Raw genomic sequence first — 24,451 nt, 5'->3', positions numbered from 1 at the left:
GCCTCATCAAAATGCTGTTATTCATTATGATCAAAAAACACACCACCACAGTGCGTTGAGTAGTCAATATTAATTCCACCAACATTAACTTGACTCAGCTCTGTATGAGTTCTTGGGCATTGCATCTTGATATCCTTATTCTTTTTTCATTATTATAATTATTTTCAAATAGTAACATGACATTCTATAGAGAATAAAGCCTCTTCAACAACGCCTCAATGACATAAACTGACTCCTTCAAGACAGCCGATAGCCATGGTCATTGATACTCTTACCTTGTTAATCATTAATCTAGAGTGGTTAGGTTATTCCTATACCAAAGAAGATGTCGCAGGCCGAGTTCATGTTAGAAGCATCATAGAGAAAACACAGCAGATAAGGGTAGATTATATCGCCTCTCATCAACCGGGAATGATTTCAAAAACAAGTAGCCAGCAGTACATGGACACTGATGATCTTCTTAGCAATACACTTAACGCTATACTAAGAACCCCTGCAGGTTTTAGGGCTACTGTTTAAACATGGATGAATGTGATGCTATTATTTTTTGTCGATATTGTTGTATCACACTATTAACTAACACATTGCCATTTAAAAAGTGTGTCAGTTAGCATCAAACAAAGAGGCCAAAATCAAGTAAGTTGACCATCAACTTACCAAGACAAAATACCTTAGCTGAGAAACCAATGTCTTGGCTCAAGGGCAATATCATTGAATATGTTAGTTAGGTTTTGTCAGCAGGATGATTAACACCATCATTATAATCCTTCCATATGCAGCAGTATTCACTTAACAACTCATGGCGCAATCACAAGTTTGTCCCTTGCTTAAGTTTCATTTCCATAGGTTGATAAGCGAGGCCTGCAGACTCACTGGCATCGCCTTTGCACTGAAATCCGTATTTCTCATAAACGGGAACTGAAGACAGGGATGCACTGACAGTGACTGTTTTTACCTTCGCATAATGCATTACTGATGAAAGCAGTTTCCTACCAATACCTTCCTTCTGATGCTTAGGACTAATAAAAAGCATTGCAATATGACGACCTTCTTTGAGTTCAATTACGCCTTCAATTTTTTCACCTTTTTCAGCAACAAGCATCAAGTTGTCCCCTTTCATCCTGTCAAAAAAAGCATTACTTGTAGCAATATTAGTGAAAGTTAACACCCCTTCATCAGACAATGTGTCTGCAACAGATGCCAAAAATGAATGCATACAGATTGCACTTACAGCATCAAGATCCTTCTCTTCCATTTCCCTAATAATCATTAAAATCACCCATAAACTTAACGCCTTTATTTGGGGGGCGCTAAAGCATAGCGTAAGGCATCCCAGCCACGCAGTGGCGACAACATAAACTTGTTATACATTTACTCGCAAGCCATAGTATCTGTGATGTCTATTTCTCGGAAATTGAAAATCCTTAGCTTTGAAATGAAGTGCCCCCAACTTTCAAACACACCACTTTCAGGCATTAGTGGACAACTACTTGTATAATACCTTTTACCATTTCTATCTATCATTTCAATGTCATATTTTACTGCAAATTGCAGGGAGCTTTTCACGGATAGCATCATTCCCGTTTCGCCCATTGTTGATAGATTGAAAGATATTCCCTTTTTACCTTCTGAGGCTTGCACAACACTGTTTATCCCAGCATCAACACTCGTAATAACAGCATACGTACCCATTTCAGGAACAATAAAAATCTCTCCAACGCCTTCTGTCTCATTACTCTTCGTATTGCTAACGGCACAGCCTCCTATACAAGTGAGCACTGCAAATAAAAATATGATTCGTTTGATCATCTATAATCCTTTGACTCCATAACGCCGCAATATAGTGATTATTAAGCTCATTAATTAATCTCAGAGAAACTTATATTTTGAAGCTTAATTAGGTATTAGATACTTCAGAAATCTCAAATGAAATCTTAGGCGCTGAAAAGAAACCTGTAGACTCCTTTGTTTCTTTAAGCTCGTATTTTTTCCCCGCTTCAGCTGTAAATTTCATTAATACAGGTTCTTCAAGATATAAAGACTGATTCATACTGCATTGGCAGTATTTAAATAAAATAGTGTGTTCCCCTGGTGATAGGACTATTGTATTTGTTCCTATTGCAGATATATTTAATTTTTCTTTAAAAGGTATTTCATCTATCCACTCAATATCAAAATTGAAAGATGCTTCTAAAACAGAGACCTCTTCATTAGACGCTGAAAGCGGAACACCAACTCTATAATTGTATGCGCAAGAACAAAGAGAAATACACAAAAGAAGTGAGATTATTTTTTTCATTTTATATCCAAATCGAAATAATAAATTTATGTCGCTCAAAAGGCTGACTAAAACCTAACAACTTATTCAACAGCAGCAGAATATCCCAAATATGATTAACTTTATGAATATAGGATACATTTCATATTCATTATTGTAAATAAATAATATACATTAAATTAACAAAACACGCGAAACACCCACTAAATACTCAGCTCATACTGAAATAAAAAAATAAATAATAGTCAGCTTCTCAACAGTAAGGGATTATTGTACTCAGCCTCTATACCCTCCATTTTGCCACTCCCTTTACTTTCAATATACTATCAACCTACAATACTGTTTTTTTATTTTATTTTATTTTTTAATAACTTATTTTATAGGGTAACTTTGGGTGTCTCGATTATTGCTCTCTATCCCCCAGAGTCACCCTGGAAAAAGATGGTCTAACCAGGAAAACAACATATATATTTGAGTCTATGTTGTCAGTAGTGATGTGACATTTCATTGGAAGGGTTATATCAACTTGCTTTAACTCTTCCAATATTTCAGTAATTTTCATTAATCAATACTTAATCACTACTAAAACCTGCCAGCAGAGGCTAGTGAAACAAATCCAGCCTCCTTACTGGCGATACTCGCTGGCTTTGTTATATTTTTGTACATCTTACCGCCCAGTATGCGGCTGGAATAGTAATAATTAGCGGGAGAATTTGAAATATAATTATAGCTCCAGCATATACAATTCCAGGCCCCCAATCCTCTAGCGACATAGGGCCATATATTAAACTCCAAATATTGTAATAAGAAATTAACAGTAAAAGGATGCTTAATAAAATTACAGCCATTCCCTTTTTAGCTTTACATATTGACCGTTTGCATTTAATGACAATTATCAAGGCAGGTAGTAAGGCAATAATTGAAGGTATTATGATTAAAGTTATGGGGATCGTCATTTATGCCCTATGAAATTTAACGTCAAGTTTTGCGCAGTACTTACAGCCCGGCAGAGGCTTAGCCGCAGCGAACAACAACGCCTTATTATGTTTCTTCACTGTGTTTGACTACCAATTCTAAGAAGGCAGTTGGCTTAACTATATTTAGACCGAACTTTTGCTTTATTATCCGCGAATGCTTATATATTCCAATATCTGACGTTACAAAGTAGCCGCCATATTTCTGAGCCTCGAACACATGGAAACAGTCTGCTTCTCGCTTTATTAGACCGCCATTACCAGCGATAATTGTTTCAATTTCTCTGAGAGTCCCTTTCTCCTCATCTGTGAGATTCAATCGTACCGTTTGACGTGATTTTGGCTCTATCTCCTGAATCCAATCCGGTGTATTGGGGTTACGAATCTCACTAACTATGGAGTGCATTAACATAACTTTCTTTTTGTTCTTCTCTAAGATCTCTCTAGCCCTTTTAGAGGCCTCCTGGTCATCAGTTCTTCCACCATCAAAGGCGCATGAATCAAAGAATACAAAATCATTATATGGATTGAAATTCATTTTCTACGCCTCAAACATAACAACTTATTCAGCTGCAGGATAATCTTCCAGACTGCCAATTTTTTAAAACAAATAATGAAGCTAGGATATACTGCTAACCCATTGTTGTACAATCATTATCAATCAACTCTCTTCAACAACAAACAACCCCTTTACTAACAAGTAACCAAGGAAAAACATGCAGCAGTGCTTACGAGTTCCAACGCTCTCTTTTTAAGAATCATCACCTTAATTCTGGGTGTCCGAATTAACGCCTGAATCAGCCGACGCGTTAGCGGTCGACTGTATTGATTTGTTAAATGCAGGCTCTACCGTATGAAGTTGAACCAATCTACCCTCTGGGTTTATTCTTAGATGATAGTGGTCTTTATTATATACAACCGCCATTTTTCCATGCCTTGTAAAATCAGCAGTTGGGTTTGACGCAAGGTATACTTCGATTTCAGGCTTAATCCTATATAAAACTTTCTCTATTAGTGACTTTAAATCAGTCGACTTATAAGGAAATGGTGTTTTTTGCTTAAAATTACCAAGCTGATAGTCTTTTAAATGGCGTAGCGCTAGGTGAATATAGGAATCAACATCCCAATATACTTGCTTTTTACCATGCAAAATTATTGACGGCGAAAATTTCTCAACAGCCTCAAATATACTTTTAAAGACTGGTTTATCTGAATCTTCAATATCATTTGTTATTCCAACATGATTCAATTCTTTTACGATCTTATTGAATCTATCCATTGCCAAAATACTTTTAATTTCAGAAAAATTAGTTTTATCGAGTTCAGTTAATGAACCGCGTCTTTCCTTGACCTTATAAAAGCTTAACCAGATATTTAGATTAGTTTTGAGATCTTCTTCAGTAACGCCAAACTCTGAAATAATTCTAGAATCAATACTTCCATTATTAAAGGCCAAAGTTATACCAATCAATTGTTCTTTCTCATAACAGACAAGTTTGACCCCTGAATTATGTTTTGAGACTAGGTAATTTTGATTTAGTATATCAGTATCCAGATCACTACAGTCCACTTTAACTTCAATAACATTAGGGACTTTTTTCTCACCCGTATCATACTTTTTCGACTCTTCCCTATATGGCAAAAATGATATGGATTCAATATCTTCGACATTAATTCCCCGGTATTTTAGATCGCCTCTCTTTGCATCACTTAGCTCTCGATTTGGACTATCAACCCGTATTCTTTTCTTCGAAACCTCTTGCCCTGTATGAAAAGAGGCCACAAGAGAATCTAAGGCTCCCCTATCATAAAAGACAACACCCAATAATGAGTGTCCAAACTCGCCATGTGACAGACTCCCTACTCGCAGCTCAAAGGTCGTCATAAATTGGCTTTTGCCAACTATTTCATAGAGATCTTGATAGTGGAATGCAGCACCAGAAACTTCAACACTAGGAATACCAATTTCTCGATAGTCGATTATTTTATAATTGTTTCTCATAGCTTTCCTTTCTTGCTAACGCCGCGCTCTACGGAAAATTTGACCGACAACAGCATCTTATTAACTTTTGAATTCGGATAATGCTACATTGCAAATTCTCTCAGGTGTTACTTCTAGCTTCCGTGTATTATCAACAGTAACAAAATCAATCTCGTACTCAATAAAACCGAATAATTTATAAACAGTTGCCTCATAACCACCAATTGATGTGGTTGTATTGCCATAGGAGGTAACTCGACATAAGCGGCTGCCTTCAGCCACTGAATACCGGGGCTCATAATCTCCAACGACCAATGCCACTCCTAATACGGCTGGCACCGATAGCAAAGGAAAAATTATAAAAGGCACTGTGCATAATGCCCCTATAACTTTAAAGGCGTAGTTTTTTAGCATGAACAATTGAAGCACACAAAGGCCAAGCAGTAGATAGACTGTATACAAAACAACGAAATCTGAGGCTATTCCTGAAAACGAAATTCCTAACCAGGTAACTACACAAACCACAATGAGAGTTATGCAAGCAAATGCAAACAAAAAACGGCTATTTGGTTCCAACCTTTCCCGCAACACATAAGCAACTATGGGAGTAGCAAAAAGTGTTGCGTATAGACCGAAAAATACGATGTTGAATTGACTCACTTTTTAAAGCTCACCTTTGCATACTGCGCATTCACGTTTATCACATCTTCTCAGTCAGAAGCAGACCAGAACTCTTGATCAAACATCCGCAATCTTGATCAAACATCCGCAATCTTGATCAAACATTCGGCATACTACTAACATATGATATTGCACCATTGACTCTATTAAGTATGGAAACCAATAACTTCACTACTAACGATTCCACACTCCAGTCAGCAAAATACCCTCAAACGTTACTTTTGTAAACAAATTGCTTTAAACTAATGAAAGAAACGGAAAAAAATGCGTCAATCCATGAACTGCCTCACAACTGATTGAATGACGCTTTTATCTTTGTTTAGACTTAAACAACATTAGAATGTAGGTAGTGATATAGACTATGGCACACGATTCGACATCCCATTTGAAGAAAGCCACTTCTTTTGCGCTTTTGATGTTAATGAACCCATTGAAGTTGCCGAAGATATTTTATCAGTCATCGCGTGAACGAGGCACGGATGCCGAGATAGCCTTAGTTGAATCAGGGATGATGAATCTGAGGCGATAACGATGACTTTTAATAAAAGAATAAGGAGCTTAACTTCGTCGGGGCGTTATGGAGAATGCAAGGAGGATAAGGACGAGCAGTCCTTCTTGCCCCAGTGTGAGTGGGAACTCACGACTTTAAGCCTCACCGCAGGTGAAATCTAGAAACACTCCGTTGGGCGTTATGGTGTTCATTAGAGGGCGAAGGTCATAACAATGACCGCTTTGAGCGAGAAATAGGGTGTATATGGCAATGCCATAAGTACATAAACGAGAAGCATGGCCGTTCCATAGCATCCCTCTTCTTTTACCAATAAGGGGCACGGCATTCATAAATCCGTTTATATTGATGCTGAACTGGCTTTTTTATACGGACATATTTTATCGAGCTGGCCTTTAGATATGGATCTCGTTAAGGACGAGCAGTCCTCCTAATCCCACTCTTTATTACAAGAAGGACTCAAACCCAATTAACATTATGGCTAACACAACCATAAAAAACCGTGCTGCTTTGCACGGTTTTTTATGTGTGAAACCTTACTGTAAATCGGTTAACCCATTAACCGATTTTCTCCAGCCCACCCATATAAGGGCGCAACACGTCTGGTACAGTAATGCTGCCGTCGGCATTTTGGTAGTTTTCTAAAATCGCCACTAAGGTTCTGCCTACCGCTAAGGCAGAGCCATTTAACGTATGCAATAATGACGGTTTCTTCGCCCCTTTGGCTTTGAAACGCGCTTGCATGCGTCTGGCTTGGAAGTCTTGAGTATTACTGCAAGATGAAATCTCACGGTAAGTATTTTGCGCCGGTAACCACACTTCGATATCAAACGTTTTGCTGGCGGTAAAGCCCATGTCACCAGTGCACAGCACAACCGTGCGATAAGGTAGACCTAGTTTTTCCAGCACGGTTTCCGCATCGCGAGTCAAGCCTTCAAGGGCTTGCATTGACTCTTCAGGTTTAACTAACTGCACTAATTCCACTTTATCAAATTGATGCTGGCGAATAAGACCCCGTGTATCACGGCCATAGGATCCCGCTTCACTTCTAAAACACGGTGTGTGTGCGGTAAGCTTCACTGGCAAGTCCGCTTCATCAATAATGGTATCGCGAGCTAAGTTGGTTAACGGCACTTCGGCGGTAGGAATTAAGCTCAGGCCTTGACCTTCTTCGGTGGCAGGCTGAGTGTGGAACAAGTCTTCACCAAATTTAGGCAACTGACCCGTTCCATGTAAACTATCACTGTTAACCAATAAAGGCACATAGGTTTCAGTATAACCGTGCTCAGTGGTGTGCAAGTCCAGCATAAATTGCGCCAATGCACGATTCATACGGGCAATTTGCCCTTGCATGATAATAAAACGCGAACCACTGATTTTCACTGCGCTCTTAAAATCAAGCCCACCTGCTGCTTCACCTAAATCCACATGATCTTTAATGTCAAAATCAAATTCACGTGGGGTTCCCCAGCGACGTACTTCCACGTTTTCATTTTCATCCGCGCCCACAGGCACAGACTCATCGGGTAAATTAGGCACACTCATCGCAATGGCGTGCAGCTCTTCTAATAACGCCGCTAACTCATGCTTTTTAGCATCAAGCTCATCACCTAAGCTGCCCACTTTTGCCATAATAGGGGCGACATCTTCGCCTTTGGCCTTTGCTTGGCCAATGGATTTTGACATTGCATTACGGGAAGCTTGTAACTCTTCGGTGGCCACTTGCAGTACTTTACGCTTTTCTTCAAGCTTGCTTAAGCGATCAACATCTAAAATAAATCCGCGAGTCGCTAAACGCTCAGCGGTAACTTCTAATTCATTTCGCAAAAATTTTGGATCTAGCATGTGTTATTATCTTATTAGTTAAAAACGAGAAAAAACAAATTGTTGCCCTAAATATACAACAAATAAACAAAGACCGATATTCAAAATCACATTTAAAATGGCTTTGATCACTAACCCTTCTTGTAATAACAATAAGGTTTCGTTAGAAAATGTTGAAAACGTGGTCAGTGCGCCCAGCAACCCCACTCCGACCAAGGCCTTCATTTCTGGACTCACATGGGCCACTTGTCCTAAGGCATACACCACGCCCATGGCAAATGAGCCTATGATATTGACCAGTAGTGTACCAAAAGGAAAAGCACTACCAAATAGCTGAAGCATAAATAATGACAAACTATAGCGTAAAACCGCTCCAATAGAGCCGCCTAAAGCCACGAGTAACAAATTATTCATAGCGCTTTACCTGACTGTGTTTATCCAGCTCTGCCAAAGAGGCTAATTTATCTTGAATGCGTTTTTCAAACCCACGGGATGTGGGATAATAAAACTGACTGTTTGCTAACGATTCAGGAAAATAGCATTCTCCACTCGCATAAGCATTGGGTTCATTATGGGCGTAACGGTATTCAGCCCCAAAGCCTAAGTCTTTCATTAAATGGGTTGGCGCATTACGTAAATGATCAGGCACAGGTTCATGGCCTGATGTTTTTGCTAATGCTCTTGCGGCGCTAAACGCGGTATAAACGGCATTACTTTTAGGCGCGCAAGCAAGATAAATCACCGCCTGAGCAATAGCACGCTCTCCTTCGGCAGGTCCCACTCGATGAAAGCATTCCCAAGCATTAACCGCCACAGACATGGCCATAGGATCGGCATTACCCACATCTTCAGAGGCAATCGCCAACAAACGACGGGCCACATAAAGTGGATTGCAGCCGCCTTCCAACATGCGGCAATACCAATAAAGGGCCGCATCGGGAGACGAGCCACGAATGGATTTATGCACCGCAGAAATCAAGTCATAAAATTTATCACCATTTTTATCAAACCCCGCCAACTGCTGCCCAGCCACTTGCACGACCATCTCGGTTGTAAATGACTGGCCATCACTGAGCATATCGCTCATCAGTTCAATCAGGTTCAATGCTTTACGCGCGTCGCCATCACTGACATTGGCCAATTTTTCCATCACATCATTTGGCATGACTAATTGACGTTTGCCTAAACCTTTTTCTGGATCGTGAAGGGCTTGAGTGATAATGCTGATGATTTCGCTCTGTGTCAGCGGTTTTATCACATACACACGCGCACGAGAAAGTAAGGCGTTATTAATTTCAAATGACGGGTTTTCTGTGGTCGCGCCCACAAAAATCACCGTACCATCTTCAATGAAAGGCAAAAAAGCATCTTGCTGACTTTTGTTGAAACGATGCACTTCATCAACAAACAACAAAGTACGCTGACCACGAGACTGAGCCACATTTTTCGCCAGTTCAATGGCATTTCGAATGTCTTTCACGCCCGATGTGACAGCAGAAATACGCTCTACATGGGCATTGGCATACTGAGCCACTAACTCTGCTAAGGTTGTTTTACCCGTGCCCGGCGGCCCCCAAAACAACATAGAATGTGCCCGCCCCGCTTCCAACGCCAAACGTAATGGCTTACCCTCACCGAGCAAGTGAGCTTGGCCAACATACTGAGCAAGGGTTTGTGGGCGCATTTTTGCCGCTAATGGCCTAAAGTCAGGTGAAAAATCAAGATCTAAATTTGACACAATGACAGCTTACTCCGAAGCATGTAAACGTTGATCGTCCACGTCCACGCCTTCAGGCAACATAAAAGTAAACAAACGGGACTCAGCTTTGGTTAACGTTTGTTGATTCGATAAACGGAACTGACTGACATTACCTTGTTTATCGTTTAACACCATTTCAGTTAACAGCTTTCCTTTAAAGCACACTTCCACTGCACTCATGGCCGCATCGATATTCAGCGGTTTAATGCGAAAGCAATCCCCCTCTTGTTTAACTTGATATTGTGCCCATGTTTTTTCATCACGATGGACTAATAATGCTATCGGGGACGCTTTTATGGCTTGATCCACATCCATCACCGTTACTTCTTCTGCAAAAGGATTATAAATCCACACATCAGTGCCATCAGCCACGATTAATGACTCATCAGGCTCCGTTAAATGCCAATAAAAACGATTGGGAAAGGCCAACGCCATTACCCCTTTGCCCGTTTGGATCACTTTTTGATTCAAATCGGTGACAGTTTGACTAAAATCAGCTTTAACATTATTGATTTGTGTTAATTTATTTTTCAGTGTGCTTGCATCATCGGCTTGTGCTGCCATACTGGAGAGCAGCAGCACTCCCGAGATTAAAACTGTCTTTCTCATAACCATCCCTAACAAAATACGTGTCTCTATCACGCAATACATTAAAAACCATTGAACGGCAGTCATGTGAATGCGTTATCACTCTCTTTGTTCAAGAGCCCTTGAACAGAGTCCTGACGGATAATGCGTTAGCTCACATGCTCCCCCTTTTACTTTTACTTGCCATTACCCTTTAGCGCTCACTGAACCGCATTTGGCGACTTGCCTACACACTGCACTTATCACTGACTTTCATTGTCTATTAAAAGTCACTGGGTGGTGGCGGCGCCAGCACTTCTCGATTACCATTATGCCCTTGTGCGCTCACCACGCCTTGTGCTTCCATTTGCTCAATAATACGTGCGGCGCGATTGTAACCTATCTTAAATTTTCTCTGAACACTGGAAATGGAACCCCGTCTTGACTGGGTAACAAATGCCACCGCTTCATCATAAAGGGCATCAGTATCATCAGCATTTTCAGGTGTTTCTCCCGGTAATAACACCGACTCGCCCTCTCCGCCTCCTTGAATAATGGCATCAATATACTGAGGTTTACCTCTTGCATGCCAATCAGCCACCACTTTATGCACTTCATGATCGTCAATAAAAGCACCATGAACACGAATAGGTACGCTAGTGCCTGGCGGAAGATAAAGCATGTCTCCCATGCCCAATAAGGTTTCAGCGCCTTGCTGATCTAAAATTGTTCTTGAATCGATTCTTGAAGACACCTGGAAAGCCATTCGAGTGGGAATATTGGCTTTAATTAACCCGGTGATGACATCCACTGATGGACGCTGAGTGGCTAAAATTAAATGTATCCCCGCCGCCCTTGCTTTTTGCGCAATCCGAGCAATTAACTCCTCCACTTTTTTACCGACAATCATCATCATGTCAGCAAATTCATCCACGACAACCACAATAGACGGTAATTTATCTAATTCTGGCGCTTCAGGCTCCATGCTATCGGAAGACTTCCATAAAGGATCGACTATAGCCTCTCCTTTTTCTTCCGCTTGTTTAATTTTGGCGTTATAGCCCTTTAAATTTCTCACCCCTAACGCTGACATCAATTTATAACGGCGCTCCATTTCCCCCACACACCAACGCAAAGAGTTGGCGGCTTCTTTCATGTCAGTCACCACTTCACACAGTAAATGAGGAATACCTTCATAAACCGATAACTCAAGCATTTTAGGATCAATCATGATAAAGCGAACATCATCAGGGCCTGATTTATACAATAAACTGGTGATCATCACATTGACCCCAACAGATTTACCTGAACCCGTGGTACCCGCCACTAATAAATGCGGCATTTTACCTAAATCAACAACGACCGGCTCACCGGCAATATCTTGACCAAGCACCATACTCAGATGAGAGTCATTATCTCTAAAGGCATGGCAATCGAGTACATCCCGCATAAACACGGTTTCACGGTATTTATTTGGCAATTCAAGCCCAACAAACGCTTTACCGGGAATAACTTCCACTACACGTACACTTTCTGCAAGTAAAGAGCGCGCAAGATCAGTGGACAAATTAGTGATTTTAGAGGCTTTAACGCCAGGCGCTAAATCCAACTCAAAACGGGTGATCACCGGTCCTGGGTACACGCCAACAACTTTAGCTGCGATGTTGAAATCCGCCAACTTTAGCTCAACAAGCTTACCGACTTGGTCAAGTTCTTCTTGGCTAATGGAATTCGCTTTTCGATTAGGAATATCCAACAAACTAATACAAGGTAGCGGCGCCATGTCGACAACTTCAGCGGTTTCACTCTGTCCAGGTAAAATCACCACACCATCAACAATTTTCGCCTTATCAGACGTGTTTTTCTTAACAGGCTTAGCTTTAGCCGTCACTTTCTCGTTGACTCGTCTTGCACTAGCTGTCACTGCACCTTCTGACATTTTAGTGTCAAAATCAATAATATCATCTTCAAAATGCTCGACATCAGCGACTGATGTGGATTGAAAATCCCTGACATTGGTATAAGTTGACAACTGAGGCTCTATTCGACCATCTGCCGTTTCAACAGCCTCATTTGGCTGCTCAGATTCATTTTCTTCTTGTCTACAACTTAGCTTATCTTCGCGGTCGAGTTGTCGCTTTTCTTTAAATTTTTCAACCAAAGACATAAAACCTTGGGTATCGGCCGTATCTTTGCTCCCGCCAACGATTCCAGTTTGCAAGCGATTCTCTTTCAGTCTGGTGGGTAAACGAAACAGATAAACACAAAAACGGATCGTGAATGACCCGAGTATATCAATCAAGTTCAGCCAGCTAATGCCAGTCAGTAAAGTTAAACCTGCACAAACAAAACACAATAAGAGCAAGGTTGTGCCCAATTGATTAAAATAAGGCAACATGGCTGCGGCAATCACATCACCAATCACACCGCCAGCAGAATAATCATAAATATTGGTGGCATTCATACTTTCAAGCGCCCCCAAACTGAGTACAACTAATAAAAAGCCCACTAACCTTAATCCTACTGAAAAATAATCTATTTCCAGTAATTTATGGGTACGTTTAAAAAGCAGCCACCCTGTAGCTGCAATAATAATCGGAATAACATAGGCGCTATAGCCAAAAAAATACAGCAAGACATCTGCCACCCACGCGCCAACAGCACCGGTAACATTTTCAATCTCACCATTAAAATTTGATTGGCTCCAGCCAGGATCAGATGAATGAAAACTGCTCAGCGCCAGCAATACAAAAGTGGCAACCATGCAACAAAGGATCAGACTCCCTTCTAGAAGTCGTTGTACACCAGAGAGCGTTTTAACACTTTTTTCCTTAAACAAACTAAAACCTTTGCTAAAAATTCAAACCATAATAATACTAACAATACCAGAAATAAGCTGAATGTGCAGTGTCAGGTTTCGCTTTTTAATCATTCTGTTTTTTTGACTAATCAGTCATTTTTAACAAAAAATTAGTAACACTTTGTATCATTTTGTTTTATGCACAAAAAAAGAGCCTTTCGGCTCTTTTTGCAGCATATTTTAGCGTTAGCTTCCACTGACCGTATTAATAGCCACACGATTTGTTTGCTTCACTTCTTCCATCACAACATAGGTTCGAGTATCCGAAACCGAAGGAAGGTGTAGCAATGTTTCTCCGAGTAGCCGTCTATACGCAGACATATCAGACACACGGGTTTTCAATAAGTAATCAAAATCTCCTGACACTAAATGACATTCTTGAATATCATCAAGGAGTTGTACCGCACGATTAAACTTATCAAAGACCTCTGAAGTATCTCTGTTTAGTGTAATTTCAACAAAAACCAATAGAGATGCACCAATATAATGCGGATTGATTAGCGCTGTATAACCGTTAATATAGCCTTGTTTTTCTAGCCTTTTTACTCTTTCAAGACAAGGAGTTGGACTTAAACCCACTCGTTTTGAAAGCTCCACATTAGAAATACGTCCATCAATTTGTAGTTCATTGAGTATATTTCTATCGATTCTATCTAAGTCTTTTATCGGACTTTTTTTATTATTTACCATATTATTAACCTTAAATTAGCAGTAAAACGATACAACACACTGCAAATGGCCCATCTTTAGTAGCATAAACTTCCAAAGGAGTAATATACTTACTTTACTGAAAATATAACAATTCAGACTTCCCTTCAATCACTATCACGCCCGATGTAAATGGGTGTTTATGCAATTTGAGGCTTAATGATGATAATTGGTGTTCCTAAAGAAATCAAAAACCATGAATACCGTGTTGGTATGGTTCCATCCAGTGTCCATGAACTAAAACTAAAAGGACATGATGTATTTATCGAAACAAATGCGGGTGTTGGCGTCGGTTTTTCCGATCAAGATTATCTAGATGTGGGTGCAATCATTCTCAGCACTGCAAAAGAAATTTTTGACACAGCAGACATGATAGTTAAAGTGAAAGAGCCTCAGGCAATTGAGCGGGCCATGTTAAAACCCGATCAATTACTGTTTACTTATCTCCACCTTGCCCCTGACTTACCTCAAACCAAGGACTTAATTGACAGCCAAGCTGTTTGTATTGCTTATGAGACCGTCACCGACGATCGCGGCACCCTTCCCTTACTCGCCCCAATGTCAGAAGTTGCTGGACGTATGTCGATACAAGCTGGAGCAATGGCACTTGAGAAATCTCGTGGTGGACGTGGCATGTTGTTAGGTGGCGTCCCTGGTGTTGAACCTGCTAAAGTTGTCATTATTGGCGGCGGTATGGTGGGTACAAATGCCGCACAAATGGCGGTTGGACTGGGCGCGGATGTCGTGGTACTGGATCGAAATATCGATACGCTACGTCGTTTAAATGTGCAGTTTGATAATAAAATTAAAGCCATTTATTCGACAGCAAGTGCCATTGAAAAATATGTACTAGAGGCCGATCTTGTGATTGGTGGCGTACTGGTACCAGGTGCCGCCGCCCCCAAATTGGTCACGAGAGATCACATTAAACGCATGAAAACCGGTTCAGCTATTGTTGATGTTGCTATCGATCAGGGCGGCTGTATTGAAACCTCTCATGCGACAACCCATGAAGACCCCACTTACATCGTTGATGATATTGTACATTATTGCGTCGCCAATATGCCTGGCGCCGTCGCACGGACTTCAACTTTTGCCTTAAATAATGCCACCTTACCTTACATCATTAAATTGGCTGATTTAGGCTATAAGAAAGCATTGCAACAAGATAAACATTTGCGTAATGGCCTAAATGTAATGCACGGTAAAATTACCTGTGTTGAAGTCGCTGAAGCCCTTGATTTAGCTTATGTCGATCCTATGTTATTGCTTGCTTAACTCTCTTTTTGTTCAATGATAAACCCATTGGCAGCATAAAAAGGAAACTTAAGGTTTCCTTTTTTATCGATCATTGAGTTTTTCGATTAAAGCAATCTAGAATAATCTGCTTTCATGGCTTTACCCTGAGAGCCAAATTCCCTACAATCCCCCCACGCGTTAAGGAATGGAGAGAGCAATGACCCAAGCTAGACACTGCAATTTACTGATATTGGGTTCAGGCCCCGCAGGCTACACAGCTGCTGTATACGCAGCACGTGCAAACCTAAAGCCTGTTATGATCACAGGCATGCAACAAGGTGGGCAACTGACCACCACCACTGAAGTGGAAAATTGGCCTGGTGACGCTAATGATTTAACGGGCCCTGCATTAATGGAACGTATGCAAGCTCATGCCGAAAAATTTGATACCGAAATTATTTTCGATCACATCAATGAAGTTGATTTAAATGTGCGTCCTTTCAGACTGAAAGGTGATAATGGTGAGTTCACTTGTGATGCATTGATTATCACCACGGGTGCATCAGCAAAATATTTAGGCTTACCTTCTGAAGAAGCCTTCAAAGGCCGCGGTGTATCCGCCTGTGCTACCTGTGATGGATTCTTTTATCGAAACCAAAAAGTCGCTGTTATAGGCGGAGGCAATACTGCGGTAGAAGAAGCATTATATTTAAGCAATATCGCTTCTGAAGTGCACTTAATTCATCGTCGTGACACCTTTCGATCAGAAAAGATCCTCATTGATCGATTAATGGATAAAGTCGCTAATGGCAACATTATTTTGCATCTGGATCAAACACTCAATGAAGTGGTGGGTGATGATATGGGTGTAACCGGCCTTAAGATGAAAAGCACTAAAGATGACAGTATTACTGATTTAGCTGTTGCTGGTGTATTTGTTGCTATCGGCCATAGCCCTAACACTCAAATGTTTGAGGGCCAATTAGATATGAGCCATGGCTATTTGAAAGTACAAAGCGGATTACAAGGCAATGCGACGCAAACCAGTATTGAAGGCGTATTTGCCGCTGGAGACGTAATGGATCAGCATTATCGTCAAGCTATCACCTCTGCAGGAACAGGTTGTATGGCTGCACTGGATGCTGAGCGTTATCTAGACGCCAAAGGCTAAACGAAGCACTAAGTCTTCATTGGCTAATTAATTCAAAAATAGCAGGCATTTTTCCTGCTATTTTTGCATTCGTTTTTATGCGGTTAGCGCTAGCTTCTCTTGTTTAGCAAGATAAGCTTGAGCCACTGATTCCAAAATTTGTCCAGTTAAAAATAATGTGGTTTTCGCCACTTGGATCACAGCTTGCTGTTCTTCTTCCGTCACAACCCACTCTTCAATGGCATCATTGACATCTTGCGCATGCTTAACATCAATCACTGCATGAGCGATAAAAAAGCTCAATTGTTTATCCGTTAATTTTAACACATGACGACACGCATCCAGTAACCCTCCTAAATGCTCATAACTGTCTTCAGCCCAATAGCTGTACCCTAGCCTTGGGATCACCCCGCCTCGAATGGCCACACTGTGTAAATAACCATTCAATGCTTCGGTAGCTGGTAAAGGCGGTGTATCAAACACACTTGAATCAACGCCCATGGACTCCAAATCTCTCACGACCATGTTTTCATGCCCAAGCTCTTCTAGGGCGTGACGCATAGCAAACCGCAGTAAACCTAATTTTTTATGATCTTCGGGAAACGTGGCCGCAGCCTGATTAATCGCATTATTCTTGGTATAATGGAACACTTGCACCATCGCATCGATATACAGTTCTTTGGTGATCGCTTCAGTGGCTAAGCGAAAAAAAGTCCCCGACTTTATTTTTTCCCATTCTTTGTCGCAAATTACTGCTAATTCATTAATAAATGACATGTTTTATCCTTAAATATCCGCTATATTATTACAGTCTTAAAAAAGATTTCAGAAAGAAAACTAAACGAGAAAAAACAGTCAACCCTTCAACTGAGTCCCAGTGCTCTGCTAATTGCCCTTGCTCTAATCGATAAATATCGACACATTTTAATTTAACGGTAAAAAGTCGATTCGATGCCCAATGCGTTGCATGTAAGCAAACCCAGTCTTTATCCGCAAAAACAAGTTCGACTTTTGTGCCTGAATGCTTAAATTTTTGATAGAAAGTATTAAAGTAAGCTTTAAAGTTTTCTCTACCATTTTCAACAAATTGACTATGATTAATATAATCAGCCTTCATTAAATCGTGACAACATTCGACCTTTCTTTGGCTAAAAACACCATCATAAAAAGCCAATACTATGTCTATATTTTTTTGTGAAATCGATTCGCCATGCTTAACTGTCTTTAGTCCTGCTCCCTCCTCAGTCGCATATTCATTGTCAATCTGCGCTTTTTCTTTTACCACTTCGAGCATAGTATTTACCCCCGCTTCTCGTCCATCATGACATTATTGATACTCTCATAAAGCGATAAGCCCGGCTGTTTGGCAATCCCTAATAACTGGGACATGCTAATCAAAGTATTCGCTTTATATAATTCATATTTCTCGTTTTCACGCTCTGATATAGTAAAAGCAATCACATCATCATCAAAATTAGCCGCTTTTCGTTTTAACTTGGGTTTTGAATATGTAATATATTGACTTTTTTTGATACTCATTGTGACTAAAATACCGGCAACCACATTTAATGCATGAGCAAGTCCATGTCCCAGACCATAATCTTGATTAACAGCCAATCTTGAAAATTCAATATAATTATTTTGAAAGTCACAGCCTAAAAACGCACTTAATGCTTTATTATTAATATATTGACACACTTCAAATGGATAAGTGGCAATACGTTGAGTCCCTACTATCTCTCCTTTAAAAAAACAAGCAAATAAATAAGAGGAATAATCTTTATCATCAATAAAAAAATCATTGTTATAAAATTGACTAAAATAACTGGCATGCTTTGCATAGATTTTTTTTCTTGCTTCAGACAATAAATATAAATCACTACCATTTGTTACTTGACGAATAATTAAGTCTTTCCTTCCTATTATTTTTTGAGTCAGATTATCTGTATATCGATATAAACGGTCAACATTCGGGTTAATTAAATTCAAATTGAATTCATCATTAACCTTATCATCATTTACTTTTTTTACGGCTATACTCATACTTATTTCCTGATTGATTAAATATCAATACCACAGAAAAGTTAACTAAGTATTTGACATAATACAATTGCATTTTGTCTTATCCATATGGCTATTTGTCACATTTTACACTCTAGCGCTAATCATATAACACAGGACAAAAATAACAAAAAACACTATAAAATCAATGTTAAACATATAATCAACAACGAAGAGACAAGCCTAACCATCATGTCTCCCTTATTTTTATTATAAAATACTAGAACACTTAATCGTTTAACTTTGGTTAATTAAATTTAATTAAAATAAATTGTAAATTTATTATTTTAAATTGCGTTATAAATCTAATAATGTAAATTATTAAAATAAAATATAAACAACTGGTATTCTTATGACATGCATCTTTTGCAAAATAAACAATGGTGTTCTTCCTTGTATTAGTATTTATGAAAGTAATGATTGTCATGTCATATTAGATAAATTCAAATTGAGCAGAGGTCACCTTTTAATACTCAGTAAAAGGCATAAGCAATCTATTACTCAATTAACTGATAAAGAACGTTCACAGCTTATCAACGTTGCCTCAAATATCACTTTAGCAATGAAAAGAATGGATCATAGCATTAAGGATGTGCATTTTTTAATTAATGATGGTCCCAGTGCTTACCAACATATTCCTCATGTACACTTACACCTTATTCCAAGGTATCGGTGCGATACACTTTATTTTTTAATTAATATGTTCACGCGGTATATTAACCCATTCAATTATATCATTAATAAAAAAACACTCACTTGGGCAAAAAAACTGTCACTCAATATAAAAGATGGCTCCAATGAGACAAATTGCTAATAACTTGATTCAAATTGTCGTTTTATTCCATTCATTTCTTAAATAATATTTAAATAATATTATCATTACCGCTAGAGTTGATAGAATGAAACACAATGAAATCATCACAGCAAAAAAAATGGTACTCAAAGTACCAGAAATACTCTTTAAATTACCCCGCATTATTAAAGGCCTCAAAATTGCCGACGCGAGAAATAAAACAAAAGCTGTCGGCCTCGGGCTCTGTGTTGAAAAAGCGGCGAAGAAAAATCCTCTAGGGTTGGCCATTCGTTATCAAGAACGCAATATTACTTATCAAGTATTCAATGAGTGGAGTAATAAAATTGCTCGTACTTTGCTCAATTATGGACTCAAAAAAGGTGATTGTGTTGCCATTATGGTTGAAAATAGACCAGAGCTCTTAGCAGTAGTCACAGCATGTGCTAAGATCGGTGTCATTAGCGCAATGATCAATACCAGCCAACAGGGAAAGGTACTTACCCATAGCCTCAGTATCGTCCAACCAAAACTCATTGTTGTTGGTGAGGAATGCTACGAAGCTTACGAAGCCATTCGCGATGATGTTCATATTCCCTGTACCCATCACTTTTATTTAGCCGATACTGATACACTCACCAAAATGGGACATGCCCCTGTTCACTGGCAAAATTTAGCACTCATTATTCGAGCACAATCAGGAAAATCGCTGCCTCAAGTCAAGCATATTACTGGAGAAGATCCATGCTTCTATGTATACACTTCAGGCACAACGGGTTTACCCAAAGCGGTGATCTTTAATCACGGTCGTTTCATGAAAGCTTATGGGTCTTTTGGTCATGCAACAGTGCACTTAAAAGCAAGCGATGCTATGTATGTTCCTCTGCCCTTTTATCATTCAACTGCTATGGCTATCTGTTGGGGATCCATTCTGGCTGGTAATGCCACTTTGATCATGACCAGAAAATTCAGTATTTCTCGTTTTTGGTCTGATATTCGTTACTATAACGCAACGGCATTTGGTTATATTGGTGAATTATGCCGCTATTTAATCGATCAAGCGCCAACAGAACATGATAACCAACATCAAATAAGAATGATTTTAGGTAATGGTCTACGTCCTTCGATTTGGCAAACGTTTAAACAACGATTCAATATTGAGCGTATCTATGAATTTTATGCTTCCAGCGAAGGCAATATTGGCTTTAGTAATATCTTTAACTTTGATCATACTGTTGGCTTTTCTCCGGCTAAATATGCACTAATAGAATATGATAAAGAAAATGACCGCCCCATTAGAAATAAGCAAGGCTTTTTCAACAAAGTCTCCAAAGGACAAACAGGACTATTACTTGGTGAAATCAGCCCTAAATCCCCCTTTCATGGCTACACCGATATTAAAAAGACACAGCACACTGTATTAAGAAATGTTTTTGAAACAGGCGACGCTTGGTTTAATACCGGTGATTTGATGCGAGATATTGGCTTTAAACATACCCAATTTGTTGATCGCGTAGGAGATACATTCCGTTGGAAAGGTGAAAATGTCTCTACGACTGAAGTTGAAATGCTCATTGATGAAATTGATGATATTAGTGAGTCCGTCGTTTATGGTGTGACCATTCCTAATACGAATGGTAAAGCGGGCATGGCCCAGCTCAAACTCAATTGTGATATCGCCGATTTTAATTTTTCGACATTTTATCGAAAGTTAAAACAAACTCTTCCTCAATACGCTATTCCCATTTTCATCAGTTTAAGTAAAGGGATGGATATGACCGGCACCTTCAAATATAAAAAACATAGACTGAAAGAATTGGGGTTTAATATTGAGAACTCAGATAACCCTATTTTTGTATTACTCCCCAACACAGATACCTATCAACCCTTATGCGCTAAACTGCAGCATCGTATTATCGAGGGGAAATACCGTTATTGATAAAAAGTAACACAAGGGCCTGCGTAGAAATATTATCTCTGCGCAGGCGTGAAATGATTAACCTTGCTCTTGTGCAAGCGGGGCTGAAGTTGTGATCATTTCAGGCTCTTCTGATGACAACAATGCCAGACGATACATTTTTGGCGTCATGTTAAACCATGATTTAAACGCTCGATAAAAGGAACTGGCATCTTTAAACCCTAACATACTCCCAATACTTTCAACACTATGACTTTTATTTAATAAATACCCAATGACTTTTTCTTGCCTGACTTCACTTAAAATAATCTTAAAATTCAAGCCTTCCTTTGTCAGTTTTCGATGTAACGTTTGTCGACTCATATTTAATTTATGTGCGACAAAATCCGAGGAACAAGTTTGAGAGTGTAAATATTGCCGAATAATTAATATCACTTTATCTCTTAAGGAAGCATCAATATAGAGTACTTTCATTTCTTGTTCTATACGTTTAACCAGCATATTCTTAATATAAGCATTTGCCGATTTAATTTTTAAACTGGCCACACTGTTGGAAATATCAAGGAATGTCTCCTTTTGATTAAAACACACTTTATCACCAAATATTGTTAAATAATCAGGTAAATTAGCGACATTATTGTGTTTAAAACTGGCTTTTCGTAATGTTAACTTATTTTGCGTTAAATACTTAGCCCAAGTCACCATTGCACTCAAACTCCGCTCAGTGGAAACCTGTGTAAATTCATAATCATAATCGGTAAGGTAAAGGATCCGTATTCCCCAACCATATTCGACCACATCAATTTTTTCGCATTGATTCATCAATACAATATATTTCTTATATAAATAAAGCGCTTCTCTTAAGTCATCGGCTACCGACAATAAATGAGATAATACTCCTTGAGCATTTCGGTTTATTTGCGTACCAACAGCAAAACCAATATTGCTCAAACGGGGTGATTTGCTTCCCAAAGCCCACAACTGCCTTTCAAACGCGAGGGGAACACGCTTTTCAACCCCCATGAGATCTTGACGTTTAAAATTCAGTTGGCAGGCATTCTTTGGTGTTATTACTTCATGACAAGACAATACATCGTACAAATCCAAGACTGCAGCTGCAGATACTGTTGGATAAGCAGTCAGGCCAAATTCCATATGTCGTTCTCCCAAAAAATAATAAACCCTTTTAAAACCAGAATAAACAGCATTTTGCTTCTAATCAAGACAAAATATTTTACCTTGGTTGGTACCTTTGATGGATAAATAGCATAGTGAAAACAAATAAAACGCTTTACTTTATTCCATAAAAAACCCTAAAAAAACGATGCAATATTATAGTCAATTGCCTACTAGCCCTGTATTATGCGCCCTCAAATGAATCACGAAGACAAAGATGTTATGAGTCAATCAACTAAACCATTAGGTAACGCTTTATTAGAACATGCACAAAACCACATGCCGTTAGGTGTGGCTGATAGTTACCGCTATTGGGGAGAAAACAATACTGTTTTTGTCAAACACACCCAAGGCTGTACTATTACCGATGAAGATGGGCAAGAATTTGTTGATTTTCGCTTAGCTTATGGTCCCATTATTTTAGGTTATCGCGACACTCGAGTGGATGAAGCGGTGATTAAAACCATTACTGAGTGTGGCACCATCTCAGGTTTCTCAACGAAATTAGACTCAGAAGTTATCGCTTTAATTAAACAAATGTGCCCCAATATCGAAAAAATGCGTTTTGCCAATTCAGGCACTGAAGCGGTGATCGGTGCCGTTCGTACTGCGCGAGGTTTTACCAATCGTAATAAAATTGTTGTCGTTGAAGGCGGGTTCCACGGTCTCTATGATGAGATGATGTGGAAATCAGATGTTGATAATTGGGATGTAGAAAACCAAGCAGCGCCAGAAATCGCTTCATTTGGTAGTGGGATCCCAGAGGCTAGCCGAGAACATCTAGAAACAGTTCCTTTAAACAATTTTGACGCCATTGATGCGGTATTTCAACGGGTCGGTGATGATATTGCCGCCATTGTCATTGAACCAATATTAGGCAACTGTGGCAGTATCGCTTCATCGCAAGCTTACATGCAAAAGCTACGTGACATGTGTGATACCCATGGCAGTTTGTTAATCATGGACGAAGTCAAAACCGGCTTTCGCGTGGCCAAAGGCGGCGCACAATCACTCTATGGCATTCATGCCGATCTCACCACTTATGCTAAAGCCATGGGAAATGGTTACCCTGTCGCTGCTTTCGGTGGGCGCGCCGATGTCATGGATGTCATCAGCTTCAGTCAAAAAGGCGTGACCCATGGCGGTACCTATACGGCGAATATGATTGCCTTAAGTGCAGCAAAAGCCACGTTAACTTTACTCAATGAAACCGATGCATATACTCATATTGATCAAGCTGGTAGTAATATACAAGCATTACTATCACGCGTCTTTACCAAACATGGTATCGCACATAAATTTGCTGGCCCCAATGCAATGTTTGGTGTTCATTTTGGTAAAGAAGTGCCACAAAATTACCGAGACTGGAAAAAAACCAACAGTGATTTATACACCCAGTTCGCCCATAACTTAATCAAGTATGGTGTCATGTTAGAGCCCGATTCTCGTGAACCTTGGTTTATTTGTGAAGCCCATAAAAATATTGATCTTGCATGGCTCGAAGCCACCGCCGATCGCGCAATGGAAGAAGCATTAAACCCACAAAGCTAGTCATTATCAGCTCAAAATTAAGCATAAAACGGCTTATGAAGTAAGCCGTTTTTACTCTCTACCCTTAGTGCTTCAGAATTTATTTTTTTACCATACATAAATCGTAAAAAACAATAAAATAAGAGACACTGAAATCAAGCCAAACCAACCTAATCCTTCTGTCACTTCTTCTAGATGATGTTGATTAAGCTGTGGAAATAAAATTGCGGCAAAAGAAAACATTGGGATCATACCCAATAAGGGCATTAATCGCTGAGTCGCCCTATCATCAGGTGCAAATAACCAATACATGACGAAATATAATGTTATTAGTCCAATAGCAGCGAATACACGTCTTTGCATCCACTCAGCAAAATAAACATAAAATCCAACCAAGATCAGTGCAATCACAATCATGAGTGCAAGCATTGACACATCCTTGTTAAA

23 protein-coding genes are annotated in these 24,451 nt (G+C 39.5%); 5 read left to right on the top strand and 18 right to left on the bottom strand.

What is annotated here, in order from left to right; translation table 11 throughout:
* Nucleotides 1-17 precede the first annotated feature (17 nt).
* The 13 genes from Q0976_RS13795 to lrp all read right to left on the bottom strand — a co-directional run bounded on the left by Q0976_RS13795 (nt 18) and on the right by lrp (nt 14,122).
* Complete coding sequence (locus Q0976_RS13795) at nt 18-125, bottom strand: zf-TFIIB domain-containing protein (RefSeq protein WP_299494415.1); 108 nt, start codon at nt 123-125, stop codon at nt 18-20.
* A gap of 683 nt (nt 126-808) precedes the next feature.
* Nucleotides 809-1,270, bottom strand: coding sequence for a GNAT family N-acetyltransferase (locus Q0976_RS13790; protein WP_299494414.1), 462 nt, complete (start codon nt 1,268-1,270; stop codon nt 809-811).
* Nucleotides 1,271-1,371: 101 nt separating this feature from the next.
* Nucleotides 1,372-1,809, bottom strand: coding sequence for a hypothetical protein (locus Q0976_RS13785; RefSeq protein WP_299494413.1), 438 nt, complete (start codon nt 1,807-1,809; stop codon nt 1,372-1,374).
* An 88-nt stretch (nt 1,810-1,897) separates the two neighbouring features.
* The gene (locus Q0976_RS13780) at nt 1,898-2,299 is read right to left on the bottom strand and encodes a hypothetical protein (RefSeq protein WP_299494412.1); all 402 of its coding nucleotides are present in this window, start codon (nt 2,297-2,299) and stop codon (nt 1,898-1,900) included.
* Between the two features lie 1,020 nt (nt 2,300-3,319).
* The gene (locus Q0976_RS13775; protein WP_299494411.1) at nt 3,320-3,790 is read right to left on the bottom strand and encodes a hypothetical protein; all 471 of its coding nucleotides are present in this window, start codon (nt 3,788-3,790) and stop codon (nt 3,320-3,322) included.
* Between the two features lie 228 nt (nt 3,791-4,018).
* Nucleotides 4,019-5,254 (bottom strand): hypothetical protein, encoded by a 1,236-nt coding sequence (locus Q0976_RS13770; protein WP_299494410.1) that lies wholly within the window; start codon nt 5,252-5,254, stop codon nt 4,019-4,021.
* 60 nt (nt 5,255-5,314) lie between these two features.
* Entirely contained in the window at nt 5,315-5,893 is a 579-nt protein-coding gene (locus Q0976_RS13765) for a hypothetical protein (protein ID WP_299494409.1), read from the bottom strand.
* Between the two features lie 1,087 nt (nt 5,894-6,980).
* Nucleotides 6,981-8,267, bottom strand: coding sequence for a serine--tRNA ligase (gene serS, locus Q0976_RS13760; RefSeq protein ID WP_299494408.1), 1,287 nt, complete (start codon nt 8,265-8,267; stop codon nt 6,981-6,983).
* An 18-nt stretch (nt 8,268-8,285) separates the two neighbouring features.
* Nucleotides 8,286-8,660 (bottom strand): fluoride efflux transporter CrcB, encoded by a 375-nt coding sequence (gene crcB, locus Q0976_RS13755; protein ID WP_299494407.1) that lies wholly within the window; start codon nt 8,658-8,660, stop codon nt 8,286-8,288.
* A complete protein-coding gene (locus Q0976_RS13750; protein ID WP_299494406.1) occupies nt 8,653-9,984 on the bottom strand; it encodes a replication-associated recombination protein A in 1,332 nt (443 codons plus the stop codon). Before Q0976_RS13750 ends, crcB begins: the two co-directional genes overlap by 8 nt.
* Nucleotides 9,985-9,993: 9 nt before the next feature.
* Nucleotides 9,994-10,614, bottom strand: coding sequence for an outer membrane lipoprotein chaperone LolA (gene lolA, locus Q0976_RS13745; RefSeq protein WP_299494405.1), 621 nt, complete (start codon nt 10,612-10,614; stop codon nt 9,994-9,996).
* Between the two features lie 241 nt (nt 10,615-10,855).
* The gene (locus Q0976_RS24200) at nt 10,856-13,411 is read right to left on the bottom strand and encodes a DNA translocase FtsK 4TM domain-containing protein (protein WP_366525079.1); all 2,556 of its coding nucleotides are present in this window, start codon (nt 13,409-13,411) and stop codon (nt 10,856-10,858) included.
* Nucleotides 13,412-13,618: 207 nt separating this feature from the next.
* On the bottom strand, nt 13,619-14,122 hold the full coding sequence (gene lrp / locus Q0976_RS13730) for a leucine-responsive transcriptional regulator Lrp (protein ID WP_299494404.1): 504 nt from the start codon (nt 14,120-14,122) through the stop codon (nt 13,619-13,621).
* Nucleotides 14,123-14,302: 180 nt separating this feature from the next.
* On the opposite strand from lrp, the gene ald reads away from it, so the two are divergent.
* Both ald and trxB read left to right on the top strand, forming a co-directional pair.
* Entirely contained in the window at nt 14,303-15,418 is a 1,116-nt protein-coding gene (ald, locus tag Q0976_RS13725; RefSeq protein WP_299494450.1) for an alanine dehydrogenase, read from the top strand.
* Nucleotides 15,419-15,596: 178 nt separating this feature from the next.
* Complete coding sequence (gene trxB, locus Q0976_RS13720) at nt 15,597-16,550, top strand: thioredoxin-disulfide reductase (RefSeq protein WP_299494403.1); 954 nt, start codon at nt 15,597-15,599, stop codon at nt 16,548-16,550.
* Nucleotides 16,551-16,625: 75 nt separating this feature from the next.
* Here trxB and Q0976_RS13715 read toward each other — a convergent pair whose 3' ends face one another.
* The 3 genes from Q0976_RS13715 to Q0976_RS13705 are packed head-to-tail and all read right to left on the bottom strand — an operon-like array spanning nt 16,626 to nt 18,572.
* On the bottom strand, nt 16,626-17,306 hold the full coding sequence (locus Q0976_RS13715) for an iron-containing redox enzyme family protein (protein WP_299494402.1): 681 nt from the start codon (nt 17,304-17,306) through the stop codon (nt 16,626-16,628).
* Nucleotides 17,307-17,334: 28 nt separating this feature from the next.
* A complete protein-coding gene (locus tag Q0976_RS13710) occupies nt 17,335-17,823 on the bottom strand; it encodes an ester cyclase (RefSeq protein ID WP_299494401.1) in 489 nt (162 codons plus the stop codon).
* A 5-nt stretch (nt 17,824-17,828) separates the two neighbouring features.
* On the bottom strand, nt 17,829-18,572 hold the full coding sequence (locus Q0976_RS13705) for a hypothetical protein (RefSeq protein WP_299494400.1): 744 nt from the start codon (nt 18,570-18,572) through the stop codon (nt 17,829-17,831).
* Between the two features lie 370 nt (nt 18,573-18,942).
* Between Q0976_RS13705 and Q0976_RS13700 the strand changes: the two genes are divergently transcribed.
* Together Q0976_RS13700 and Q0976_RS13695 are read left to right on the top strand one after the other, a co-directional pair.
* Entirely contained in the window at nt 18,943-19,404 is a 462-nt protein-coding gene (locus Q0976_RS13700) for an HIT domain-containing protein (RefSeq protein WP_299494399.1), read from the top strand.
* 85 nt (nt 19,405-19,489) lie between these two features.
* Nucleotides 19,490-21,319 carry a long-chain-acyl-CoA synthetase gene (locus Q0976_RS13695; RefSeq protein ID WP_299494398.1) on the top strand — a complete coding sequence of 610 codons (1,830 nt, stop codon included), beginning with the start codon at nt 19,490-19,492 and terminating at the stop codon, nt 21,317-21,319.
* Between the two features lie 57 nt (nt 21,320-21,376).
* Here Q0976_RS13695 and Q0976_RS13690 read toward each other — a convergent pair whose 3' ends face one another.
* A complete protein-coding gene (locus Q0976_RS13690) occupies nt 21,377-22,453 on the bottom strand; it encodes an AraC family transcriptional regulator (RefSeq protein ID WP_299494397.1) in 1,077 nt (358 codons plus the stop codon).
* A gap of 219 nt (nt 22,454-22,672) precedes the next feature.
* Between Q0976_RS13690 and Q0976_RS13685 the strand changes: the two genes are divergently transcribed.
* Nucleotides 22,673-24,025 (top strand): aminotransferase class III-fold pyridoxal phosphate-dependent enzyme, encoded by a 1,353-nt coding sequence (locus tag Q0976_RS13685; protein ID WP_299494396.1) that lies wholly within the window; start codon nt 22,673-22,675, stop codon nt 24,023-24,025.
* A gap of 87 nt (nt 24,026-24,112) precedes the next feature.
* On the opposite strand, the gene Q0976_RS13680 is transcribed toward Q0976_RS13685, so the two are convergent.
* Entirely contained in the window at nt 24,113-24,433 is a 321-nt protein-coding gene (locus Q0976_RS13680) for a hypothetical protein (RefSeq protein ID WP_299494395.1), read from the bottom strand.
* Nucleotides 24,434-24,451 lie beyond the last annotated feature (18 nt).

It is taken from the genome of uncultured Shewanella sp. (assembly GCF_947501665.1).
Taxonomy (GTDB): domain Bacteria; phylum Pseudomonadota; class Gammaproteobacteria; order Enterobacterales; family Shewanellaceae; genus Shewanella.
Note: the sequence above shows the minus strand (reverse complement) of the source record. Positions and strands in the feature narration are given on the sequence as shown.